Here is a 17,747-nt window from a genome sequence, read left to right as displayed (position 1 = left end):
CGGCCACACAGCGCGAGGCCCCCGGAGCACGGAAGGTGCTCCAGGGGCCTCGCGCGGCGCTTTCGGGCGCTGAACCGCCGGGGCGGTCTCAGGCCTCGTCGTCGCCCGGCTTCTCGTCGGAGTCGCCCTCGATCTCGGCTTCGAGGCCGAGCTGCTCGATGATCCACTTGTCGAACTCGATCGAGGCACGGACCCAGCTGACGGTGCTGGAGACGAAGTGCTCAAGCGAGACACCGGTGCCGATCAGCATCGATGCCTCACCGATCAGACGGACGGTGCCGTCGTCGTGGGTGTGGGTGTAGGCCTTGGGCCACAGCGTCCGGCGGTTCCAGTCATCGATCGCCTCCAGCAGCTTCGACTTGTCGTCGATGCCGTGCGGGCGGTCGTAGAACGTACGGACGGAGAAGATCTGCTGCTCCTCCTCACCGCGGAACATGAAGTACGTGCGGAACTGCTCCCACGGGGCGGCGAGGTCACCCTCCTCGTCGACTACGTACTTCAGCTCCATCTGCTCCAGGAGCTGCTTGACCAGGTCCTGGTCGGGGATGACGGGGCCCTCGGGCCCCGACTCCTGCGGGTCGGACTCGGGCTCGGGCTTGCCCCCGAAATTCGGGATCGAGGACGGGTCGATGCTCACCGTGGATTTCCCTTCGTATGGTCTTTACCATCCTCCACCATCGCGGCCCCGTCCTGGCAAGCCGAGGCCGGACGGGGCGCGAGGTGGCGCCGTTCAGACGGGTCGGACCGCCTGAACGGTGAGCCGGTCGCCGCCCGCGGCGGTGTCCACGTCGACCTGCACGGTGTCGCCGTCCAGCACCTCGCCGGACAGGATGGCGCGGGCGAGCTGGTCGCCGATCGCCGTCTGGACCAGGCGGCGCAGCGGGCGGGCGCCGTAGGACAGGTCCGGCAGGGACGTGGCGGGGGCGTCGATGACCGGTTGCTGGCCGAGCCAGGCGAGCCAGGTCAGCGCGCGGTCGGTGACGTCGAGGGTGAGGCGGCGGTCGGCCAGCCGGCGCTGGAGGTGGTCGATCTGGATCCGGGCGATCCGCTGCAGCTGGTCCGTGCCGAGCGGGTGGAAGACCACCAGGTCGTCGAGCCGGTTGAGGAATTCGGGCCGGAAGGACGCGCGGACGGTGTCCAGCACCCTCTCCTTCTTCTGCTCCTCCTTCAGCAGCGGGTCCATCAGGGCACCCGAGCCGAGGTTGGAGGTGAGGATGAGGATGGTGTTGCGGAAGTCGACCGTGCGGCCCTGGCCGTCCGTGAGCCGGCCGTCGTCAAGGACCTGGAGCAGGACGTCGAAGACCTCGTGGTGGGCCTTCTCGACCTCGTCCAGCAGCACCACGCTGTACGGACGGCGGCGGACCGCCTCCGTCAGCTGGCCGCCCTCCTCGTAACCGACATAGCCGGGCGGCGCCCCGACCAGCCGCGCGACGCTGTGCTTCTCGCCGTATTCGCTCATGTCGATACGGACCATCGCCCGCTCGTCGTCGAAGAGGAAGTCGGCGAGCGCCTTGGCCAGCTCGGTCTTGCCGACGCCGGTCGGGCCGAGGAAGAGGAACGAGCCGGTCGGACGGTCCGGGTCGGAGATCCCGGCCCGGGTGCGCCGCACGGCGTCCGACACCGCGCGCACCGCCTCGCCCTGGCCGATCAGCCTCTTGCCCAGCTCGTCCTCCATGCGCAGCAGCTTCTGCGTCTCCCCCTCCAGGAGGCGGCCGGCCGGGATGCCGGTCCAGGAGCCGACCACGTCCGCGATGTCGTCCGGACCGACCTCCTCCTTGACCATCGACTCCTTGGAGCCGCCCGCTTCCTTGCTGGCCTCCTGCTCGGCCTCCGCCTCGGCGGCCTCGGCCAACTCCCGCTCCAGGCCCGGGATCTCGCCGTAGAGGAGCTTGGATGCGGTGTCGAAGTCGCCGTCGCGCTGCGCGCGTTCGGCCTGTCCCCGCAGGTCGTCGAGCCGCTCCTTCAGCTCACCGACGCGGTTGAGGCCCTGCTTCTCCTTCTCCCAGCGGGCGGTCAGCCCGCGCAGCTCCTCCTCCTTGTCGGCGAGGTCCTTGCGCAGCTTCTCCAGCCGCTGGAGCGATCCGGCGTCCGTCTCGTTCTTGAGCGCCAGCTCCTCCATCTTCAACCGGTCGACGGCGCGCTGGAGTTCATCGATCTCCACCGGCGACGAGTCGATCTCCATACGGAGCCGGGACGCCGCCTCGTCGACCAGGTCGATGGCCTTGTCGGGGAGGAAGCGGGAGGTGATGTAGCGGTCGGAGAGGGTGGCGGCGGCGACCAGCGCGGAGTCCGCGATCACGACCTTGTGGTGCGCCTCGTAGCGTCCCTTGAGGCCGCGCAGGATCGCCACCGTGTCCTCGACGTTCGGCTCGGCGACCAGCACCTGCTGGAAGCGCCGCTCCAGCGCCGGGTCCTTCTCGATCCGCTCGCGGTACTCGTCGAGCGTCGTGGCGCCGACCATCCGCAGCTCACCACGGGCCAGCATCGGCTTGAGCATGTTGCCGGCGTCCATCGCGGAGTCGCCGCCGGCGCCCGCGCCGACGACGGTGTGCAGCTCGTCGATGAAGGTGATGATCTGGCCGTCGCTGGACTTGATCTCGGCGAGGACGGTCTTCAGCCGCTCCTCGAACTCACCGCGGTACTTCGCACCCGCGACCATCGCCCCCAGATCGAGCGCGACCAGCCGCTTGTTGCGCAGCGACTCGGGCACATCGCCCTTGATGATCCGCTGCGCCAGCCCCTCGACGACGGCGGTCTTGCCGACGCCCGGCTCGCCGATCAGCACCGGGTTGTTCTTCGTACGGCGCGAGAGGACCTGCACCACGCGGCGGATCTCCTGGTCCCGGCCGATGACCGGGTCGAGCTTGCCCTCGCGGGCCGCCGCGGTGAAGTCCGTACCGAACTTCTCCAGCGCCTTGTACGTGCCTTCCGGATCCGCGGTGGTCACTCGCTGCCCGCCCCTGCTCGTCTCGAAGGCGGTCAGCAGCTTCTTGGCCGAGGCGCCCTGCTGCTCCAGCAGCTCACCGGTCCGGCCGCCCTTGGCGGCGATGCCGATGAGCAGATGCTCGGTGGAAACATACGCGTCGCCGAGCTCCTTCGCGCGCTGCGCCGCATCGGCGATGACGGCCAGCAGGTCGCGGTCCGGCTGCGGCGGCGCGACGGTCGAGCCCTGCACGCTGGGCAGCGCGGCGAGCAGCCGCTCGGCACCGGAGCGCAGCGCGGCGGCGTCCGCCTCGACGGCCGCCAGCAGATCCATGATGTTCTCGTTGTCCTGCCCCGCCAGCAGCGCGAGCAGCAGATGCGCGGACGTCATGTCCGCATGCCCGGCGGTGACCGCCCGCTCATTGGCGGCGCTCAGCGCCTCCCGGCTCTTGTTGGTCAGCTCGGCGTCCACGTCCGCGTGCTCCTCCTCGTGCTCGTCCTGCGGTCCTGTGATTCCGGCCCCGCGGCCGGTCTGCTCACACCAACGTGCGATAAGTTGAGTCTATTCCACTCAAGGTTGATCCGGGAGCGTCAGCACGCACGGATCACGCCCTTCTTACGGGTGAGGGAAGCCGAACGCACCTTCGCCGGCGCTGCGCCCTGGCGCCACTGGCCTTCCACCACAAGGAGGTGCAGCATGACGGCTATGGCACACGAGCCGATGCCCACGCAGGACAACACCCTCCTGGACGGCTTTCTGGCCCTGGAAACCCCGACCGGTTTCCGGGCCGAGCTCATCGAGGGGGAGATTGTTGTGACACCGCCGCCGGATGGCGATCACGAGGACTATCTGAGCACCGTCAACCGGCAGGTGCTACGGGAGTCGGTGACCGACATGGAATGGTCCGGTCATAAGGGACTCGTCCTCTCCAGTACGGGCGGTCTGCCCACGGACCACGTGGTCCCCGACGCCACCATCGCCCCGCGCACGCTGCGCCTCTTCCGCGGCGCGCCCCCCTGGATGCCCAGCGACGGCGTCGCCATGGTCGTCGAGGTGACGTCGAGCAGGCCCCGGAAGGACCGTGTCGCCAAGCACCACGACTATGCCCGCGCCGGCATTCCGCTCTACCTCCTCATCGACCGCGAGAAGTCCGCCCTCACGCTCTTCAGCGACCCCACCGCAGAGGACTACGTAGCGAACATCACGGTCCCCTTCGGCAAGTCCGTCCCCCTCCCCGCGCCTTCTCCTTCGACCTGGAGACGACCGACTTCCTCTGAGGCTCCGGGGCCGGGCCCCAACTACCCTTGCCCCATGGCCCACGACCTCTCCGCCCTCAGCTCCGAGTACCTCGCCTTCTGGGGCGAATACCTGATGCCGACGCTGACCACCCTCCGCCGCAACGGCACCCCGCACGTCGTCCCCGTCGGTGTGACCTACGACGCGGAGCAGCGGATCGCGCGGATCATCACCCGCAAGGACAGCACCAAGGTCAAGAACATCACCGCCGCCGGGCCGGACGGGATGCCGGTGGCCGTGTGCCAGGTCGACCGCGGGCGCTGGGCGACGCTGGAGGGCATCGCGCGGGTGCGTACGGACGCCGAGTCGGTGGCGGACGCGGTGAACCGCTACGCCGGGCGCTACCACCGGATGCCGTCGCCGAACCCCGACCGCGTCATGATCGAGATCGCGGTCACCAAGGCGCTGGGCCGGGCCTGAGCCCGGTAGGACGCCCTGCTGCCCGGCCTGGCCGAAACCGGGCCCCTTCCGCCCGCCCCCTGGCAACCACCTGGTACCCAGGAGCGGTTGGCACCGAGCCTGGAGGCCCTATGGCGTCGGCAGTGCGCATCCCCACCACCGTTCCCCGCCGCGCGGAACCCGCCCGGCCGTGCCCGCGCGCCGAGCTGTGCCCGCGGTGCGGCGGCCAACTCGCCGTCAACCAGGACGGATGGAAGATCTGCCACGCCTGCGGCTACGCCTCGCCGCCCGGCACCGCCCCTCCACCCAGGGCCGTCCGCGGGGGTATCGTCGCCCCCACAGTCGCCACGCCCCGGAGGGCACGATGAACTCGGTCCGAGTGACGGCGATCGCCTGCCTGATGCCGCTGTCCGAGCTGGACGAGGACCCGTTCCTGGTCGACGACCGCCGCCAGCACGACATGTGCAAACAGTGGGCGGCAGCCCGTGACTACCACCTGACCTGCCAACTCAGCCTGCACCAGCTGCGCGCCGACCACCTCGCGCTGTGGAGCGACGTCGAAGCGGGCAAGGTGGATGTCTTCGTGACGCCCAACCGCAGGGCGCTGGAGACCGCCATCGACGGCGCCGACGAGTTCACCGCACGCTGCGCCGCGGCCGGCGTCCGCCTGGAGCTCGTCGACGTCGACGAGCCCGTCTACACACTGGCGATGAAGTCGCATGTGCACCGCCGCCTGTCGATGCCGACGGCCGGCTACAACGGCTGCTGACCGGGGACGACCTGCGGCGGGCAGACGAAAAGGGCCGGGTTTCCCCGGCCCTCTCGCTGCGTTCGCAGGCGGCTAACCGTCCCGCTTGGGGCGCCACACCACCAGCGCGCTGGTGTGGTGCACGTCCTGATACGGGACCAGGTCGCGGCGGTAGGAAGCATGCACCGCCGCCTCCCGCTGCTGCATCGCGCTGGCCGCGCCCTCCACGGCGCCCTGCAGCTCGGCGACCCGCTGCTGGAGGGCGGCGACCTGATTCTCCAGCTCGATGATGCGCTTGATGCCGGCGAGGTTGATGCCCTCGTCCTGGGACAACTGCTGCACCGTACGGAGCAGTTCGATGTCCCGGGCGGAATAGCGGCGGCCCCGCCCGGCCGTGCGGTCGGGCGAGACCAGGCCCAGCCGGTCGTACTGCCGCAGGGTCTGCGGATGCAGGCCGGAGAGCTGAGCCGCGACGGAGATGACGTACACCGGCGACTCTTCGGTCAGTTCATACGGGTTCCGACGATGCCCGCCCCGGCTGTCCATCTCAAGCTCCCTTCGCGGCCTGGAACAGCTCCTCCCGCGGGTCATGGCCCGCGGTCGCCTCGCGATAGCTCTCCAGCGACTCCTTCGCCTTGTCGCCGAGATCCTTGGGGACGATCACCTCGATGGTGACCAGCAGGTCACCGCGAGTGCCGTCCTTACGGGCCGCGCCCTTGCCCCGGGCCCGCATCGTGCGGCCGTTCGGAGTGCCGGCCGGCACCTTGAGGGTGACCGGCGGGCCGCCCAGCGTCGGCACCTTCACCTCGCCGCCGAGCGCGGCCTCCGGAAAGGTGACCGGCACCGTGACGGTGAGGTTGTCGCCCTTGCGGCCGAAGACCGGGTGGGCGTCGACATGCACCACGACATACAGGTCGCCGGCCGGGCCGCCCTGTTCACCGGGGCCGCCCTTGCCACGCAGCCGGATGCGCTGGTCGTGCGAGACGCCCGCGGGGATCCGGACCTGCATGGTGCGTGAACTCGTCGCGCGCCCGCTGCCCTTGCACACGGTGCAGGGGTCCTGGGCGATCAGGCCCCGGCCCTTGCAGTCCGCGCAGGGATCGGTCAGCGAGAAGCCGCCGCCCCCGCCCCGGCTGACCTGACCGGTGCCGACGCAGGTCGGGCAGACCCGCGGGGTGCCGTTCTTGTCGCCGGTGCCCGAACACGCCTTGCACGGCGCCTGGCTGGACATCCGCAGCGGGACCGTGGCCCCGTCGACCGCCTCGGTGAAGCTGAGCGTCACCTCGGACTCGATGTCCTGGCCGCGGCGCGGCTGGGTACGGGTACCCGCGCCGCCGCGGTTGAACAGGCCGCCGAAGACGTCACCGAGTCCGCCGCCGAAGCCGCCGGCACCGCCGCCGCCACTCTGGCCCGGCGCGCCCCCGAAGAGGTCGCCGAGGTCGAAGTTGAAGCTGCCGCCGCCGGCGCCGGGACCGGGGCGGTAGCCGCCGTTGCCGAACAGCGACCGGGCCTCGTCGTACTCCTTGCGGCGCTTGGCGTCACCCAGGACGTCGTTGGCCTCGGAGATCTCCTTGAAGCGCTCCTCGGCCTTGGCGTCACCGGTGTTGGCGTCCGGGTGGTTCTCCCGGGCGAGCTTGCGGTACGCCTTCTTGATCTCCGCTTCGGTCGCGTCCTTCGGGACGCCGAGGACCTTGTAATAGTCCTTCTCCACGAAGTCCTTGGTGCTCATCCCCGACGTCCCTCCTTCCGCGCGGTTATCTCTGTCGTTCTCACGTCAGCCCTCTTCCGGGCCACCGCTCTCCTCGTCAGACGACGTGCTGTCCTCCTCCGAGGCGGGCTTGCCGGCCTGTGCGCCGGGCTGCGGCTCGGCGACGGCGACCCGCGCGGGGCGGATCGTTCGTTCACCGATGCGATACCCGGGCTGAAGGATTGCCACGCACGTGGTCTCGGTGACATCCGGTGCGTAGGAATGCATCAGCGCTTCATGGATCGTCGGGTCGAAGGGCTCGCCCTCCTTGCCGAACTGCTGCAGACCGATCTTGGCAACGACGGTCTCCATCGATTCGGCCACCGACTTGAAGCCGCCGACCAGCTCGCCGTGCTCGCGGGCACGGCCGATGTCGTCGAGGGTGGGAAGGAGCTCGGTCAGGAGGTTCGCCGCGGCGATCTCCTTGACCGTGACCCGGTCCCGCTCCACCCGACGGCGGTAGTTCTGGTACTCCGCCTGGAGCCGCTGGAGGTCCGCCGTGCGCTCGTTGAGCGCCGTACGCACCTGGTCCAGCTGCGCCGTCAGAGCGACATCCTGGATGTCCTGGGTGCCTTCGTTGTCGTCCCCGGCCGGGGACGAGCCCGCCGTGTTGTCGGCGGACTCGGCCTGCGCCGCGTCGTCAGGGTTTCCTGCGGACTCGGTGTCGGAGGGGACGTCGGGCTTCTCGTCGAAGCCCGGGGTCTCCTCCGTCACGCGGCACCATCCTTCTTCGGCTTCTCGTCGTCGACGATCTCGGCGTCCACCACGTCGTCGGCGGCGTCGGCCTGCGCCTCGCCACCCTCGGCGCCCGCGGCACCGGCAGCGCCCTCGGCGCCACCCGCGGCCTGGGCGTCGGCGTACATGGCCTGGCCCAGCTTCTGGGAGACGGCGGCGACCTTCTCCGTGGCGGTGCGGATCTCGGCCGTGTCCTCGCCCTTGAGCTTCTCCTTCAGCTCGCCGACGGCGGTCTCGACCTCGGTCTTGACGTCACCGGGGACCTTGTCCTCGTTGTCCTTGAGGAACTTCTCGGTCTGGTAGACGAGCTGCTCACCCTGGTTGCGGGACTCGGCGGCCTCGCGGCGCTTGGTGTCCTCGTCCGCGTACTGCTCCGCCTCCTGGCGCATGCGGTCGACCTCGTCCTTCGGCAGCGAGGAGCCGCCGGTGACGGTCATCTTCTGCTCCTTGCCCGTGCCGAGGTCCTTGGCGGCGACGTGCATGATGCCGTTGGCGTCGATGTCGAAGGCGACCTCGATCTGCGGGACACCGCGCGGGGCCGGCGGCAGACCGGTCAGCTCGAACATCCCGAGCTTCTTGTTGTACGCCGCGATCTCGCGCTCGCCCTGGTAGACCTGGATCTGCACGGAGGGCTGGTTGTCCTCGGCGGTGGTGAAGATCTCGGACCGCTTGGTCGGGATCGTCGTGTTCCGCTCGATGAGCTTGGTCATGATGCCGCCCTTGGTCTCAATGCCCAGGGACAGCGGGGTGACGTCCAGCAGGAGGACGTCCTTGACCTCGCCCTTGAGGACACCGGCCTGCAGCGACGCACCGATGGCGACGACCTCGTCCGGGTTGACGCCCTTGTTGGCGTCCTTGCCGCCGGTCAGCTCCTTGACGAGCTCGGCGACGGCCGGCATACGGGTCGAGCCGCCGACCAGGACCACGTGGTCGATCTCGGACAGGTTGATACCCGCGTCCTTGATGACGTTGTGGAACGGCGTCTTGCAGCGGTCCAGGAGGTCCGAGGTGAGCTGCTGGAACTGCGAGCGCGTGAGCTTCTCGTCCAGGTGCAGCGGGCCCTCGGCGGAGGCCGTGATGTACGGGAGGTTGATCGTCGTCTCGGTGGAGGACGACAGCTCGATCTTCGCCTTCTCGGCGGCCTCGCGCAGACGCTGCAGCGCCATCTTGTCCTTGGCCAGGTCGACGCCGTGGCCGTTCTGGAACTGCTTGACCAGGTAGTCGACGACGCGCTGGTCCCAGTCGTCACCACCGAGGTGGTTGTCACCGTTGGTGGCCTTCACCTCGACGACGCCGTCACCGATCTCCAGCAGCGAGACGTCGAAGGTGCCGCCACCGAGGTCGAAGACCAGAATGGTCTGGTCGTCCTTCTCCAGGCCGTACGCCAGCGCCGCCGCGGTGGGCTCGTTGACGATACGCAGGACGTTCAGGCCCGCGATCTCGCCGGCCTCCTTGGTCGCCTGGCGCTCGGAGTCGTTGAAGTAGGCAGGGACGGTGATGACCGCGTCCACCACCTTCTCGCCCAGGTACGACTCGGCGTCACGCTTGAGCTTCTGCAGGATGAAGGCGCTCATCTGCTGCGGGTTGAAGCCCTTGTCGTCGATGTCGATCTTCCAGTCGGTGCCCATGTGGCGCTTGACCGACCGGATGGTCCTGTCGACGTTCGTGACCGCCTGGCGCTTGGCGACCTCGCCGACCAGCACCTCGCCGTTCTTGGCGAAGGCGACAACGGACGGCGTGGTCCTGGCGCCCTCGGCGTTGGTGATGACGGTGGGCTCACCGCCTTCGAGAACACTGACGACGGAGTTCGTCGTGCCCAGGTCGATGCCGACCGCACGTGCCATTTCAATTCCTCCAGCTGACTTGAGTGGAACAGACTCAAGCGTGCAACACGGATCGAAACCTGTCAACAGAGCTGAGTCGGGCGCACTCAACTTTTATGTCGGCCTTATCGTCAGTGCCATGTCAGCCAAGACGTCCGCGCCCAGGAGAGGGTTGCCTGCGCGACACAGATCACCGGCCGGGCGGCTTCATGGGGCGGCGGATACTGGGTAACCTCAGCGCAGACCTGAAAAGTTACCGCTTAGTAATTCCCTAGAGTCCCCTGGATTCCCCCGAGAAATCCGCTCTCGCAGGTTCGAGGAGCCACCCATGCAACTCGCCGCGATCATCGTGTCGCTGGTCCTAATCGCGGTCGGCGTCGCGCTGTTCGGCCGTGCCATCCTGCAGATCTACCACTTCGTACGGCTAGGCCAGCCCGTACCCGCAGGCACCCGCACGGACGAGCCCGTCCAGCGCACCGTCACTGTCGCCAAGGAGTTCCTCGGCCACACCCGGATGAACCGCTGGGGCATCGTCGGCGTGGCGCACTGGTTCGTGGCGGTGGGCTTCTTCTCGCTGCTGCTCACCATCGTCAACGCCATCGGCCAGCTCTTCAAGGCCGACTGGCTGCTGCCGGTCATCGGTGAATGGGCGCCCTACAACGTCTTCGTCGAGTTCATCGGCACGATGACGGTCGTCGGCATCCTGGTCCTGATCGTCATCCGGCAGCTGAGCAGGCCGGGCGGCGCGGGCCGCAAGTCCCGCTTCGCCGGCTCCAACATCGGCCAGGCGTACTTCGTCGAAGCGGTCATCCTCATCGTCGGCGTCTGCATCTTCATGCTGCACGCGCTGGAGGGTGCCCAGCATCACGTGGCCGGCTACGACGCCTCGTTCTTCATCTCGTACCCGGTGGTCTCGGGGCTGGAGGGCCTGGACGTCCCGACGCTCCAGAACCTCACCTACTTCTTCGCCGGCCTGAAGATCGCGACGTCCTTCATCTGGATGATCACGGTCGCCCTGAAGACCGACATGGGTGTCGCCTGGCACCGCTTCCTGGCCTTCCCCAACATCTGGTTCAAGCGCGAGGCCGACGGCGACGTCGCGCTCGGTGCGCTGCAGCCGATGACCACCGAGGGCAAGCCGATCGACTTCGAGGACCCGGGCGAGGACGACCAGTTCGGCGTCTCGCAGATCGAGCACTTCTCCTGGAAGGGCATCCTCGACTTCTCCACCTGCACCGAGTGCGGCCGCTGCCAGTCGCAGTGCCCCGCCTGGAACACCGGCAAGCCGCTGTCGCCGAAGCTGCTGATCATGGCGCTGCGCGACCACGCGCACGCCAAGGCGCCGTACCTCCTGGCGGGCGGCGGCAAGGACGACGAGGGCAACGAGAAGGCCACCGCCGAGCAGCTCAAGGACGTCCCGCAGTCCGCGCTGGCCGAGGCCGAGCGCCCGCTGGTCGGCACCCTCGAAGAGAACGGCGTCATCGACCCGGACGTCCTGTGGTCGTGCACCACCTGCGGCGCCTGCGTCGAGCAGTGCCCGGTGGACATCGAGCACATCGACCACATCGTCGACATGCGCCGCTACCAGGTCATGATCGAGTCGTCGTTCCCCTCCGAGGCCGGAACGATGCTCAAGAACCTGGAGAAGAAGGGCAACCCCTGGGGCCTGGCCAAGAAGCAGCGCCTGGCCTGGGTCAAGGAGGTCGACTTCGAGGTCCCGGTCGTCGGCCAGGACGTCGAGGACCTCACCGAGGTCGAGTACCTCTACTGGGTCGGCTGCGCCGGCGCCCTGGAGGACCGCGCGAAGAAGACCACGAAGGCGTTCGCGGAGCTGCTGCACATCGCCGGCGTGAAGTTCGCGATCATGGGCGGCGACGAGAAGTGCACCGGTGACTCCCCCCGCCGCCTGGGCAACGAGTTCCTCTTCCAGCAGCTCGGCGCGGAGAACGTGGCCACGCTGAACATGGCCTTCGGCGAGTCCCTCGCGGAGGACGGTTCAGTGGACGAGTCGACCAAGAAGCCGAAGTCCGCGAAGAAGATCGTCGCGACCTGCCCGCACTGCTTCAACACCATCGCGAACGAGTACCCGCAGCTGGGCGGCGAGTACGAGGTCATCCACCACACCCAGCTGCTGCAGCACCTCATCGACGAGGGCAAGCTCACCCCCGTCACCCCGGTCGAGGGTCTGATCACCTACCACGACCCCTGCTACCTGGGCCGCCACAACAAGGTCTACACACCGCCGCGCGAGATCATCGCCAAGGTGCCGGGCCTGCGGAACGAGGAGATGCACCGCCACAAGGAGCGCGGCTTCTGCTGTGGCGCCGGTGGCGCGCGGATGTGGATGGAGGAGCGGATCGGCAAGCGCATCAACAACGAGCGCGTCGACGAGGCCCTCTCCCTCAACCCCGACATCGTCTCCACCGCCTGCCCCTTCTGCCTCGTCATGCTGACGGACTCCGTCAACGGCAAGAAGAACGACGGCAAGGCCAGGGAATCCGTCCAGGTCGTCGACGTCGCCCAGCTGCTGCTGGACTCCGTCAAGGTCCCGGCCGACCCGGCCGGCGAGCCGGAGACCGAGGACGCACCGGAGCCCGAGCCGGTGAAGTGACACCGCAGCACCGCTGAATCCCGACCGACGGCCGGCCCCGCGCATGTGCGGGGCCGGCCGTCGCATTGCGGCCCGCCGCCCCATTGGGCAGCATCATCCGCACCCCGGAAGGCCGGGGCTCGGTCCACACATCAACAGCGTTACGGGTGAGGTGCGTTGTGCGAAGACGGCTGGCGGCGGCAGGACTCGGCTGTGCCCTGTTGCTCTCGGGCTGCGGCCTGCTCCCCTCCGGCGGTTCCGGCGACGACCGCCCCCGCGCCCACCGCGCCTCCGGCCCGCCCATACGCCCCGTACCGGCCGGCGACGGCAGCAGGACCGCCCACGACTTCAACGGCGACGGCCACCCCGATCTCGTCGTCGACAGCCTCCTCGCCCCGGCCGGCGGCCATGACGACGACCCCGGCATCGGCATCGTCTACGGCTCGGCGCACGGCCTCGACCCGGCCACCCGCGAGCTGCTGACCCCGGCCCGCAACGCCGCCGCCACCCGCCGTACCGTCCCCGCCGCCTTCGACGCGGAGACCACCTGCGACCTCGACGGGGACGGATTCACCGACCTCGTGGTCACCACCGACCCGCCCTATGACGGCATCGGCCGCCCGCCCGTCCCCGTCCAGCTCCTCTTCGGCTCGCCGAAGGGCCTGGGCGCGGTACGCGCCGTGAAACTGCGCATCCCGGCCGGGGCCCGCATCGGCAACGAATGGCCCGGTCAGCCGGTCTGCGGCGACTTCAACGGAGACGGCGCGCCCGACCTGGCCGTCACCGCCTCCGGGCCCCGCGTCAGCTACCTGCGCGGCCCGTTCACCCGCGCCGGCGCCCCGAAGGCGGCCGGCGCCCCCGTCGCCGTCCCCGGCACCGCCCTCGCCACCACCGGGGGCCCGCTCGCCCCCGCCCTCGACACCAATGCCGACGGCGCCGACGACCTCCTCGTACGCGCCGCCGACCCCGGCCGCCGCGCCCGCGGCCGCCTCGCCCTCGGCGGCCCCCAGGGCCCGACCCGCGCCGGCGCCGCCTTCCCGCCCGGATACGCCCTGGCCTACGGCCACTTCGGCGGCGCCGGGGCGCCTCTGGCAGCGGTGACCGCCGACACCGACGGCCGCCTCCTGGGCGCCGGCCGCCCCGGCAGCCTCCGTACCGGGACGGGCGGCGGCGCCCCCACCCTCGCCGTCGGCGACGTCAACGCCGACGGCCGCAGCGACCTCGTCCTCGGCGGCAGCCGCCCCGTCCTGCTGCGCGGCGCACCCGGCGGCCTGTCCGGCACGCCGGAGCGGCTGCCCACGCCCCGCCTCGCCGGCGCCGGCACCACCCTCACCACCGTGCCGGCCCTCACCGACTTCGACCACGACCGGCACGCCGACCTCGTCCTCCTCACCCGCCGCGGCACCACCCGTGACAGGCTCACCGTCCTCTCTGGCGGCCCGTCCGGCTTCCGCACCCGCCCTCAACTCACCCTCACCACAACGGACTTCCTGCCCCCGTCCGGCTCGTGACCGCGGCCGCCGGGAACCCGCGACCCGCTCCCGGCCCGTCCGCTTTCCCGGCGAGCGGCCCGGCCCCGCCACGGCCCCGTGCGCAGCGCCTCGCCGCCCGCTCCCGACACGGTGCCCCGCCGCCGCCCCAACGGCGTAGTGGCCTGATGCCCCTCCCCCCATGGCCTGATCCCTCCGGGGACCCCCTAGGGGATGTCACAGGTCAGCAGCAAAGGCCGCTTGGGAGCCCCGGCCTTGCCACCCGGCCCCCGGGGACCAGGTACGTTCGATGACGTGGCTGGATTCAGGATGGGTCGCGGACGGGATGCCCGCCCCGCGCAAGACGGACCGCAGCAGGGGCAGCAGGCTCCGTACGGACAGCAAGGACCGTACGGGCAGCAGCCCCCGCCTCCGCACGGGCAGTGGCAGCAGCAGCCGCCGCAACCACCGCAGTACGGCGGCCGCCCCCAGGGACAACCGCAGCCGCAGGGCGCACCCGGGCAGCCGGGCGAGCCCGAGTACTTCGGCGACGGCGGCTACCAGCCCCAGCAGCAGTCCTACGCGCCGTACGCCAATGACAACCCCGGCCACACTCAGCAGTTCAGCGTGGGCGAGGCCCCGGATGCGTACGGCCCGCATCCCGACCAGTACGACAACCGGCCGGGCGGCGGCGCCGACGGCCAGTACGCCGACGGCGGCACCTACCGCGCCGGGCAGACCACGGCCCCGCCGGCCGGCCCCCGGCTGCACTGGAAGCAGCTGCTGTCCGGCATCGTGCTGCGCCCCAACCCGACGTTCTGGCAGATGCGCGACCACACGGTGTGGGGTCCGGCGCTGATCGTCACCTTCGTCTACGGCCTGCTCGCCGTCTTCGGCTTCGACAAGGCCCGCGAGGACGTGCTGAACGCCACACTCGCCAACAGCATCCCCTGGGTGCTGATCACCGCCGTGATGTTCGTCATCGGCAGCCTGATCCTGGGCACGGTCACCCACACCCTGGCCCGCCAGCTCGGCGGGGACGGCGCCTGGGCCCCGACCATCGGCCTGTCCATGCTGATCATGACGATCTCGGACGCGCCCCGGCTGATCTTCGCGATGTTCCTCGGCGGCGACAGCCCGCTGGTGCAGGTCCTGGGCTGGCTGACCTGGCTCGCGACCGGCTTCCTGCTGACGTCGATGGTCAACAAGTCGCACGACCTGCCGTGGCCCAAGGCGCTCGGCGCCTCCGCGATCCAGCTGGTCGCGCTGCTCGCCCTGGTGAAGCTCGGCACGCTGTAGCCGTACACCCGCCCTTGCCGAAGGGCCCGCTCCGGACATCCGGGGCGGGCCCTTCGCCGTACCGCTCTCAGACGAACCGCTGCGCCGCCGATCCGTCGCACGTCCGCAACCGCAGCGGGTCCTTCGCCGCGCCCAGCGTCAGGCACAGCGACTGCGCGGCGGCCGGCCGGACCGTACCGCCGTCGGCCCGGACGAACTGCTGGTTCGCCGCGCCCGAGCAGTTCCAGAGGACCAGGGCGGCGCCCGGCTCGTAGCGTGCCTCCGGCACGTCCAGACACCGGTCCTGGCTCAACTCCACGTGCACCGCCCGCCGCTCGGGGTCGAACCACCAGCGCTGGTTGCGCTGGTCGGCACAGTCCCAGCCGCCGACCGCCGTCCCGTTGCGGCTGGATCCGCCGGTCGCGTCCACGCAGGTCCCCGTACCGGCGTTCTTCAGCGGCCGGTAGGCGTCGTCCCAGGCCCCCGCGTACAGCGTCGGCTGCCCGGTGCTCGCCGGATCGGCGCAGGACGCCTCACGCAGCCCCGACGCGTACAGCTGCGTCAGGCACGAGGCGAACGCGCCGTGTCCGCGGGCGTTCGGATGGAAGGACTGCCGCACCGAATTCGCATCCGGCGGGAAGGGGTTGGAGAGGTTCACATACAGCCCGCGCGCCCAGGTGTCCTCCATGCACACCTCGTGGCCGTGGAAGAGCCGCGAGGCGTCGAGATAGGTGGCGCCGGTGTCGCCGGCGGCCTTCCGCATCCCCTTCTCGAACGCCGGCACGGCGGCGTTCCGCCCCCACCCCGCATCCGACGTGTAGCCGGTGCAACCGCCCGGCAGCTTCCCCGGATAGTGCGGGTTGTCCTCGACGTCCGGCCCGATGGGGCTCGGATACGACATGACCACGAGCCGGTAGTCGCCGTCCGCGTACCCCGCGTCCCGCATCACCGTCCGCAGATCGCCGACGGTCTGCTCCACCTTCGGCACCAGCCTGTCGACCCGCGCCTGCCACCCCGGCCGGTACTTCTGCTCGCAGGTCCCCTGGAGCAGGAACCACCGCTCGACACAGTCCGTCATCACCGGCCCGAACTGCAGATCGTCATTGGCGCCCGCCACCAACAGCACCATCTTCAGCCGGGTGTTGCGGGCCGCGATGGCCAGCGAGTCACTCTGCACCAGCTCATCCGCGTACTGCTTGCTGCCGCCGATCCGGATATTGCCGCTGTACGCGCCCGAGCAGGCGGCGTTGTAGGTCACATCGGCCGCGATCCCGGTCCGGTGGATCGCCGCGTCCGGCGACCGGTGGCACCAGTTGGCGGGCCCGTCGGTCCCCGGCTCGTACGTCCCGACGCCCTCCCCCGAGATCTCGCTGTCCCCCAGCGAGATCAACGAGGTCTTCCGCTCACCGACCGGCCGCTCGGCCGGATCGCCGTAGAGCTTCGCCGCCTCCTGCGCCCGGATCTTCTCCAACTCGGGCGGCAGCGGCTTACCGGCGGCGGGGCGGGAGACGGCCTCCGTCCCGCTCCGCGGCGCGGAACTGGCCACCCCGCCCGCCGCCACACTCACACCCACGGTCAGGGCCGCGGTCACCGTCACCATCCCGACGGCCGCTCGCACCCTGCTCCGACGTCTCGCACGCACCATTGGGGCTCCCCTCCGGTCTGCTGTTACCGCCGGTTTCTACTCGGAGGTAGTCACCGGCGGAACACCCGGAACGGTATTGGCCGAAACGCGCGCAAGGAGGCCGACACATCGTCAACTCTCTTGTCACGGCCGGGCGTTGCCACCTCCGGCACGGCCTTTCTGCTCTCCCTTCAGAGGCGCGGCCCCTCCCCCTTCACACCCGTGTTAGCCGGTCGTTAGTGGAGCGGCAGCCTCTCGCTAGTGGCCCCGGTCAGAGTGGGTGACGTACCGAGGAAAACACGACACCGACCGCCTCCGGGGGACCCCCAAATGCGCTCCAACGCCACCGCCCGCACCGCCCGTCGCCGCACCCTGCGCATCGCCGCCGCGGCCCTGACCGCGGCCGCCGCCCTCACCCTGACCGCCTGCTCCGGCTCGGACGCCGCCGACGCGAAGTCGGGCCAGTCGAGCACGAGCTCGGCCGACGCCAAGTCCACCGCCTCGGGCTGGTCCGGAGTGCAGAACTCCGACGAGAAGGCGAGCCCCGATGCCAAGGGCGGCGCCAAGCCGGACGCCGCGGGCAAGCAGTCGGGCGGCACGCAGGCCACGAGCGGCGGCAAGTCGGCAGCCCCGGCCCGCACCGAGACCCTGGTGGACGGCAGCAAGGCCGAGATCTACGACCTCGGCTCCCAGCGCTACCGCGCCAAGATCATCAGCGACGGTGCGGTCGTGGCCACGATGGAGACGACCGGGCAGGACGCCGACGCCGGGCTCGACGCCAACGGCATGTACGTCGTGCTCACGATGGGCGGCGAGATCCACTCCTGGATGGGCGGCGAGCACCAGGGACCGGGCACCTTCACGCTCGCGGGCGGCTGGAAGGCCAAGGTCACGAAGGTCGGCGAGCTGCGGTACCGCGCGGAGATCAGCGGCTTCGAAGGCGCGGCCGCCACCCTGGAGACGAAGGGGCACGACGTCGGGGTCGACGCCAACGGCGTGTACATCGTGCTCAGCGCCGGCGGCGTGATCAGCTCCCACAAGTAAGGGCACGCGCGACGAAGGAACGCGCCGGCGTCGCCCGGACGACGAAGGGGCCCTCGATCCATCGAGGGCCC

General features: G+C 70.2%; 13 protein-coding genes. 6 read left to right on the top strand and 7 right to left on the bottom strand.

What is annotated here, in order from left to right; genetic code table 11:
- Nucleotides 1-88: 88 nt before the first annotated feature.
- Nucleotides 89-637, bottom strand: a complete 549-nt coding sequence (locus tag ACIRQ7_RS19430; RefSeq protein WP_401463990.1) for a YbjN domain-containing protein — start codon at nucleotides 635-637, stop codon at nucleotides 89-91.
- A gap of 93 nt (nucleotides 638-730) precedes the next feature.
- Nucleotides 731-3,394 carry an ATP-dependent chaperone ClpB gene (gene clpB / locus ACIRQ7_RS19425; RefSeq protein ID WP_404263794.1) on the bottom strand — a complete coding sequence of 888 codons (2,664 nt, stop codon included), beginning with the start codon at nucleotides 3,392-3,394 and terminating at the stop codon, nucleotides 731-733.
- A 225-nt stretch (nucleotides 3,395-3,619) separates the two neighbouring features.
- On the opposite strand from clpB, the gene ACIRQ7_RS19420 reads away from it, so the two are divergent.
- Both ACIRQ7_RS19420 and ACIRQ7_RS19415 read left to right on the top strand, forming a co-directional pair.
- On the top strand, nucleotides 3,620-4,639 hold the full coding sequence (locus tag ACIRQ7_RS19420) for a Uma2 family endonuclease (RefSeq protein ID WP_404263793.1): 1,020 nt from the start codon (nucleotides 3,620-3,622) through the stop codon (nucleotides 4,637-4,639).
- A gap of 343 nt (nucleotides 4,640-4,982) precedes the next feature.
- A complete protein-coding gene (locus ACIRQ7_RS19415) occupies nucleotides 4,983-5,387 on the top strand; it encodes a hypothetical protein (protein WP_401463999.1) in 405 nt (134 codons plus the stop codon).
- Nucleotides 5,388-5,459: 72 nt separating this feature from the next.
- On the opposite strand, the gene ACIRQ7_RS19410 is transcribed toward ACIRQ7_RS19415, so the two are convergent.
- From ACIRQ7_RS19410 to dnaK, 4 genes are read right to left on the bottom strand one after another with little or no spacing between them, the layout of a single operon-like run.
- Complete coding sequence (locus ACIRQ7_RS19410; protein WP_401464001.1) at nucleotides 5,460-5,912, bottom strand: heat shock protein transcriptional repressor HspR; 453 nt, start codon at nucleotides 5,910-5,912, stop codon at nucleotides 5,460-5,462.
- 1 nt (nucleotide 5,913) lies between these two features.
- Entirely contained in the window at nucleotides 5,914-7,095 is a 1,182-nt protein-coding gene (gene dnaJ / locus ACIRQ7_RS19405; protein ID WP_401464003.1) for a molecular chaperone DnaJ, read from the bottom strand.
- A gap of 45 nt (nucleotides 7,096-7,140) precedes the next feature.
- Nucleotides 7,141-7,827 (bottom strand): nucleotide exchange factor GrpE, encoded by a 687-nt coding sequence (gene grpE, locus ACIRQ7_RS19400; protein WP_404263790.1) that lies wholly within the window; start codon nucleotides 7,825-7,827, stop codon nucleotides 7,141-7,143.
- Complete coding sequence (gene dnaK / locus ACIRQ7_RS19395) at nucleotides 7,824-9,692, bottom strand: molecular chaperone DnaK (RefSeq protein ID WP_404263789.1); 1,869 nt, start codon at nucleotides 9,690-9,692, stop codon at nucleotides 7,824-7,826. Before dnaK ends, grpE begins: the two co-directional genes overlap by 4 nt.
- 307 nt (nucleotides 9,693-9,999) lie before the next feature.
- Between dnaK and ACIRQ7_RS19390 the strand changes: the two genes are divergently transcribed.
- The 3 genes from ACIRQ7_RS19390 to ACIRQ7_RS19380 all read left to right on the top strand — a co-directional run bounded on the left by ACIRQ7_RS19390 (nucleotide 10,000) and on the right by ACIRQ7_RS19380 (nucleotide 15,029).
- Nucleotides 10,000-12,282, top strand: coding sequence for a (Fe-S)-binding protein (locus ACIRQ7_RS19390; protein ID WP_404263788.1), 2,283 nt, complete (start codon nucleotides 10,000-10,002; stop codon nucleotides 12,280-12,282).
- A gap of 158 nt (nucleotides 12,283-12,440) precedes the next feature.
- Nucleotides 12,441-13,772 (top strand): FG-GAP repeat domain-containing protein, encoded by a 1,332-nt coding sequence (locus ACIRQ7_RS19385; protein WP_404263786.1) that lies wholly within the window; start codon nucleotides 12,441-12,443, stop codon nucleotides 13,770-13,772.
- A 288-nt stretch (nucleotides 13,773-14,060) separates the two neighbouring features.
- Complete coding sequence (locus ACIRQ7_RS19380; protein WP_401465862.1) at nucleotides 14,061-15,029, top strand: YIP1 family protein; 969 nt, start codon at nucleotides 14,061-14,063, stop codon at nucleotides 15,027-15,029.
- 67 nt (nucleotides 15,030-15,096) lie between these two features.
- On the opposite strand, the gene ACIRQ7_RS19375 is transcribed toward ACIRQ7_RS19380, so the two are convergent.
- Nucleotides 15,097-16,653: a ricin-type beta-trefoil lectin domain protein gene (locus tag ACIRQ7_RS19375; protein WP_404263785.1), complete on the bottom strand. Its 1,557-nt coding sequence runs from the start codon at nucleotides 16,651-16,653 to the stop codon at nucleotides 15,097-15,099.
- A 309-nt stretch (nucleotides 16,654-16,962) separates the two neighbouring features.
- Here ACIRQ7_RS19375 and ACIRQ7_RS19370 point away from each other — a divergent pair, with 309 nt between their 5' ends.
- A complete protein-coding gene (locus ACIRQ7_RS19370; RefSeq protein WP_404263784.1) occupies nucleotides 16,963-17,676 on the top strand; it encodes a hypothetical protein in 714 nt (237 codons plus the stop codon).
- The last annotated feature ends 71 nt before the right edge of the window (nucleotides 17,677-17,747 follow it).

The organism is Streptomyces sp. NPDC101393, assembly GCF_044767385.1.
Taxonomy (GTDB): domain Bacteria; phylum Actinomycetota; class Actinomycetes; order Streptomycetales; family Streptomycetaceae; genus Streptomyces.
The sequence above is the reverse complement of the archived record's forward strand: the minus strand, read 5'-3'. Positions and strand labels throughout refer to the sequence as shown.

Coding starts and splice junctions, on each gene's coding strand:
- ACIRQ7_RS19420 (WP_404263793.1), top strand. CDS start 3,620: ATGACGGCTATGGCACACGAGCCGATGCCCACGCAGGACAACACCCTC.
- ACIRQ7_RS19415 (WP_401463999.1), top strand. CDS start 4,983: ATGAACTCGGTCCGAGTGACGGCGATCGCCTGCCTGATGCCGCTGTCC.
- ACIRQ7_RS19410 (WP_401464001.1), bottom strand. CDS start 5,912: ATGGACAGCCGGGGCGGGCATCGTCGGAACCCGTATGAACTGACCGAA.
- dnaJ (WP_401464003.1), bottom strand. CDS start 7,095: ATGAGCACCAAGGACTTCGTGGAGAAGGACTATTACAAGGTCCTCGGC.
- dnaK (WP_404263789.1), bottom strand. CDS start 9,692: ATGGCACGTGCGGTCGGCATCGACCTGGGCACGACGAACTCCGTCGTC.
- ACIRQ7_RS19390 (WP_404263788.1), top strand. CDS start 10,000: ATGCAACTCGCCGCGATCATCGTGTCGCTGGTCCTAATCGCGGTCGGC.
- ACIRQ7_RS19380 (WP_401465862.1), top strand. CDS start 14,061: ATGGGTCGCGGACGGGATGCCCGCCCCGCGCAAGACGGACCGCAGCAG.
- ACIRQ7_RS19375 (WP_404263785.1), bottom strand. CDS start 16,653: ATGGTGCGTGCGAGACGTCGGAGCAGGGTGCGAGCGGCCGTCGGGATG.
- ACIRQ7_RS19370 (WP_404263784.1), top strand. CDS start 16,963: ATGCGCTCCAACGCCACCGCCCGCACCGCCCGTCGCCGCACCCTGCGC.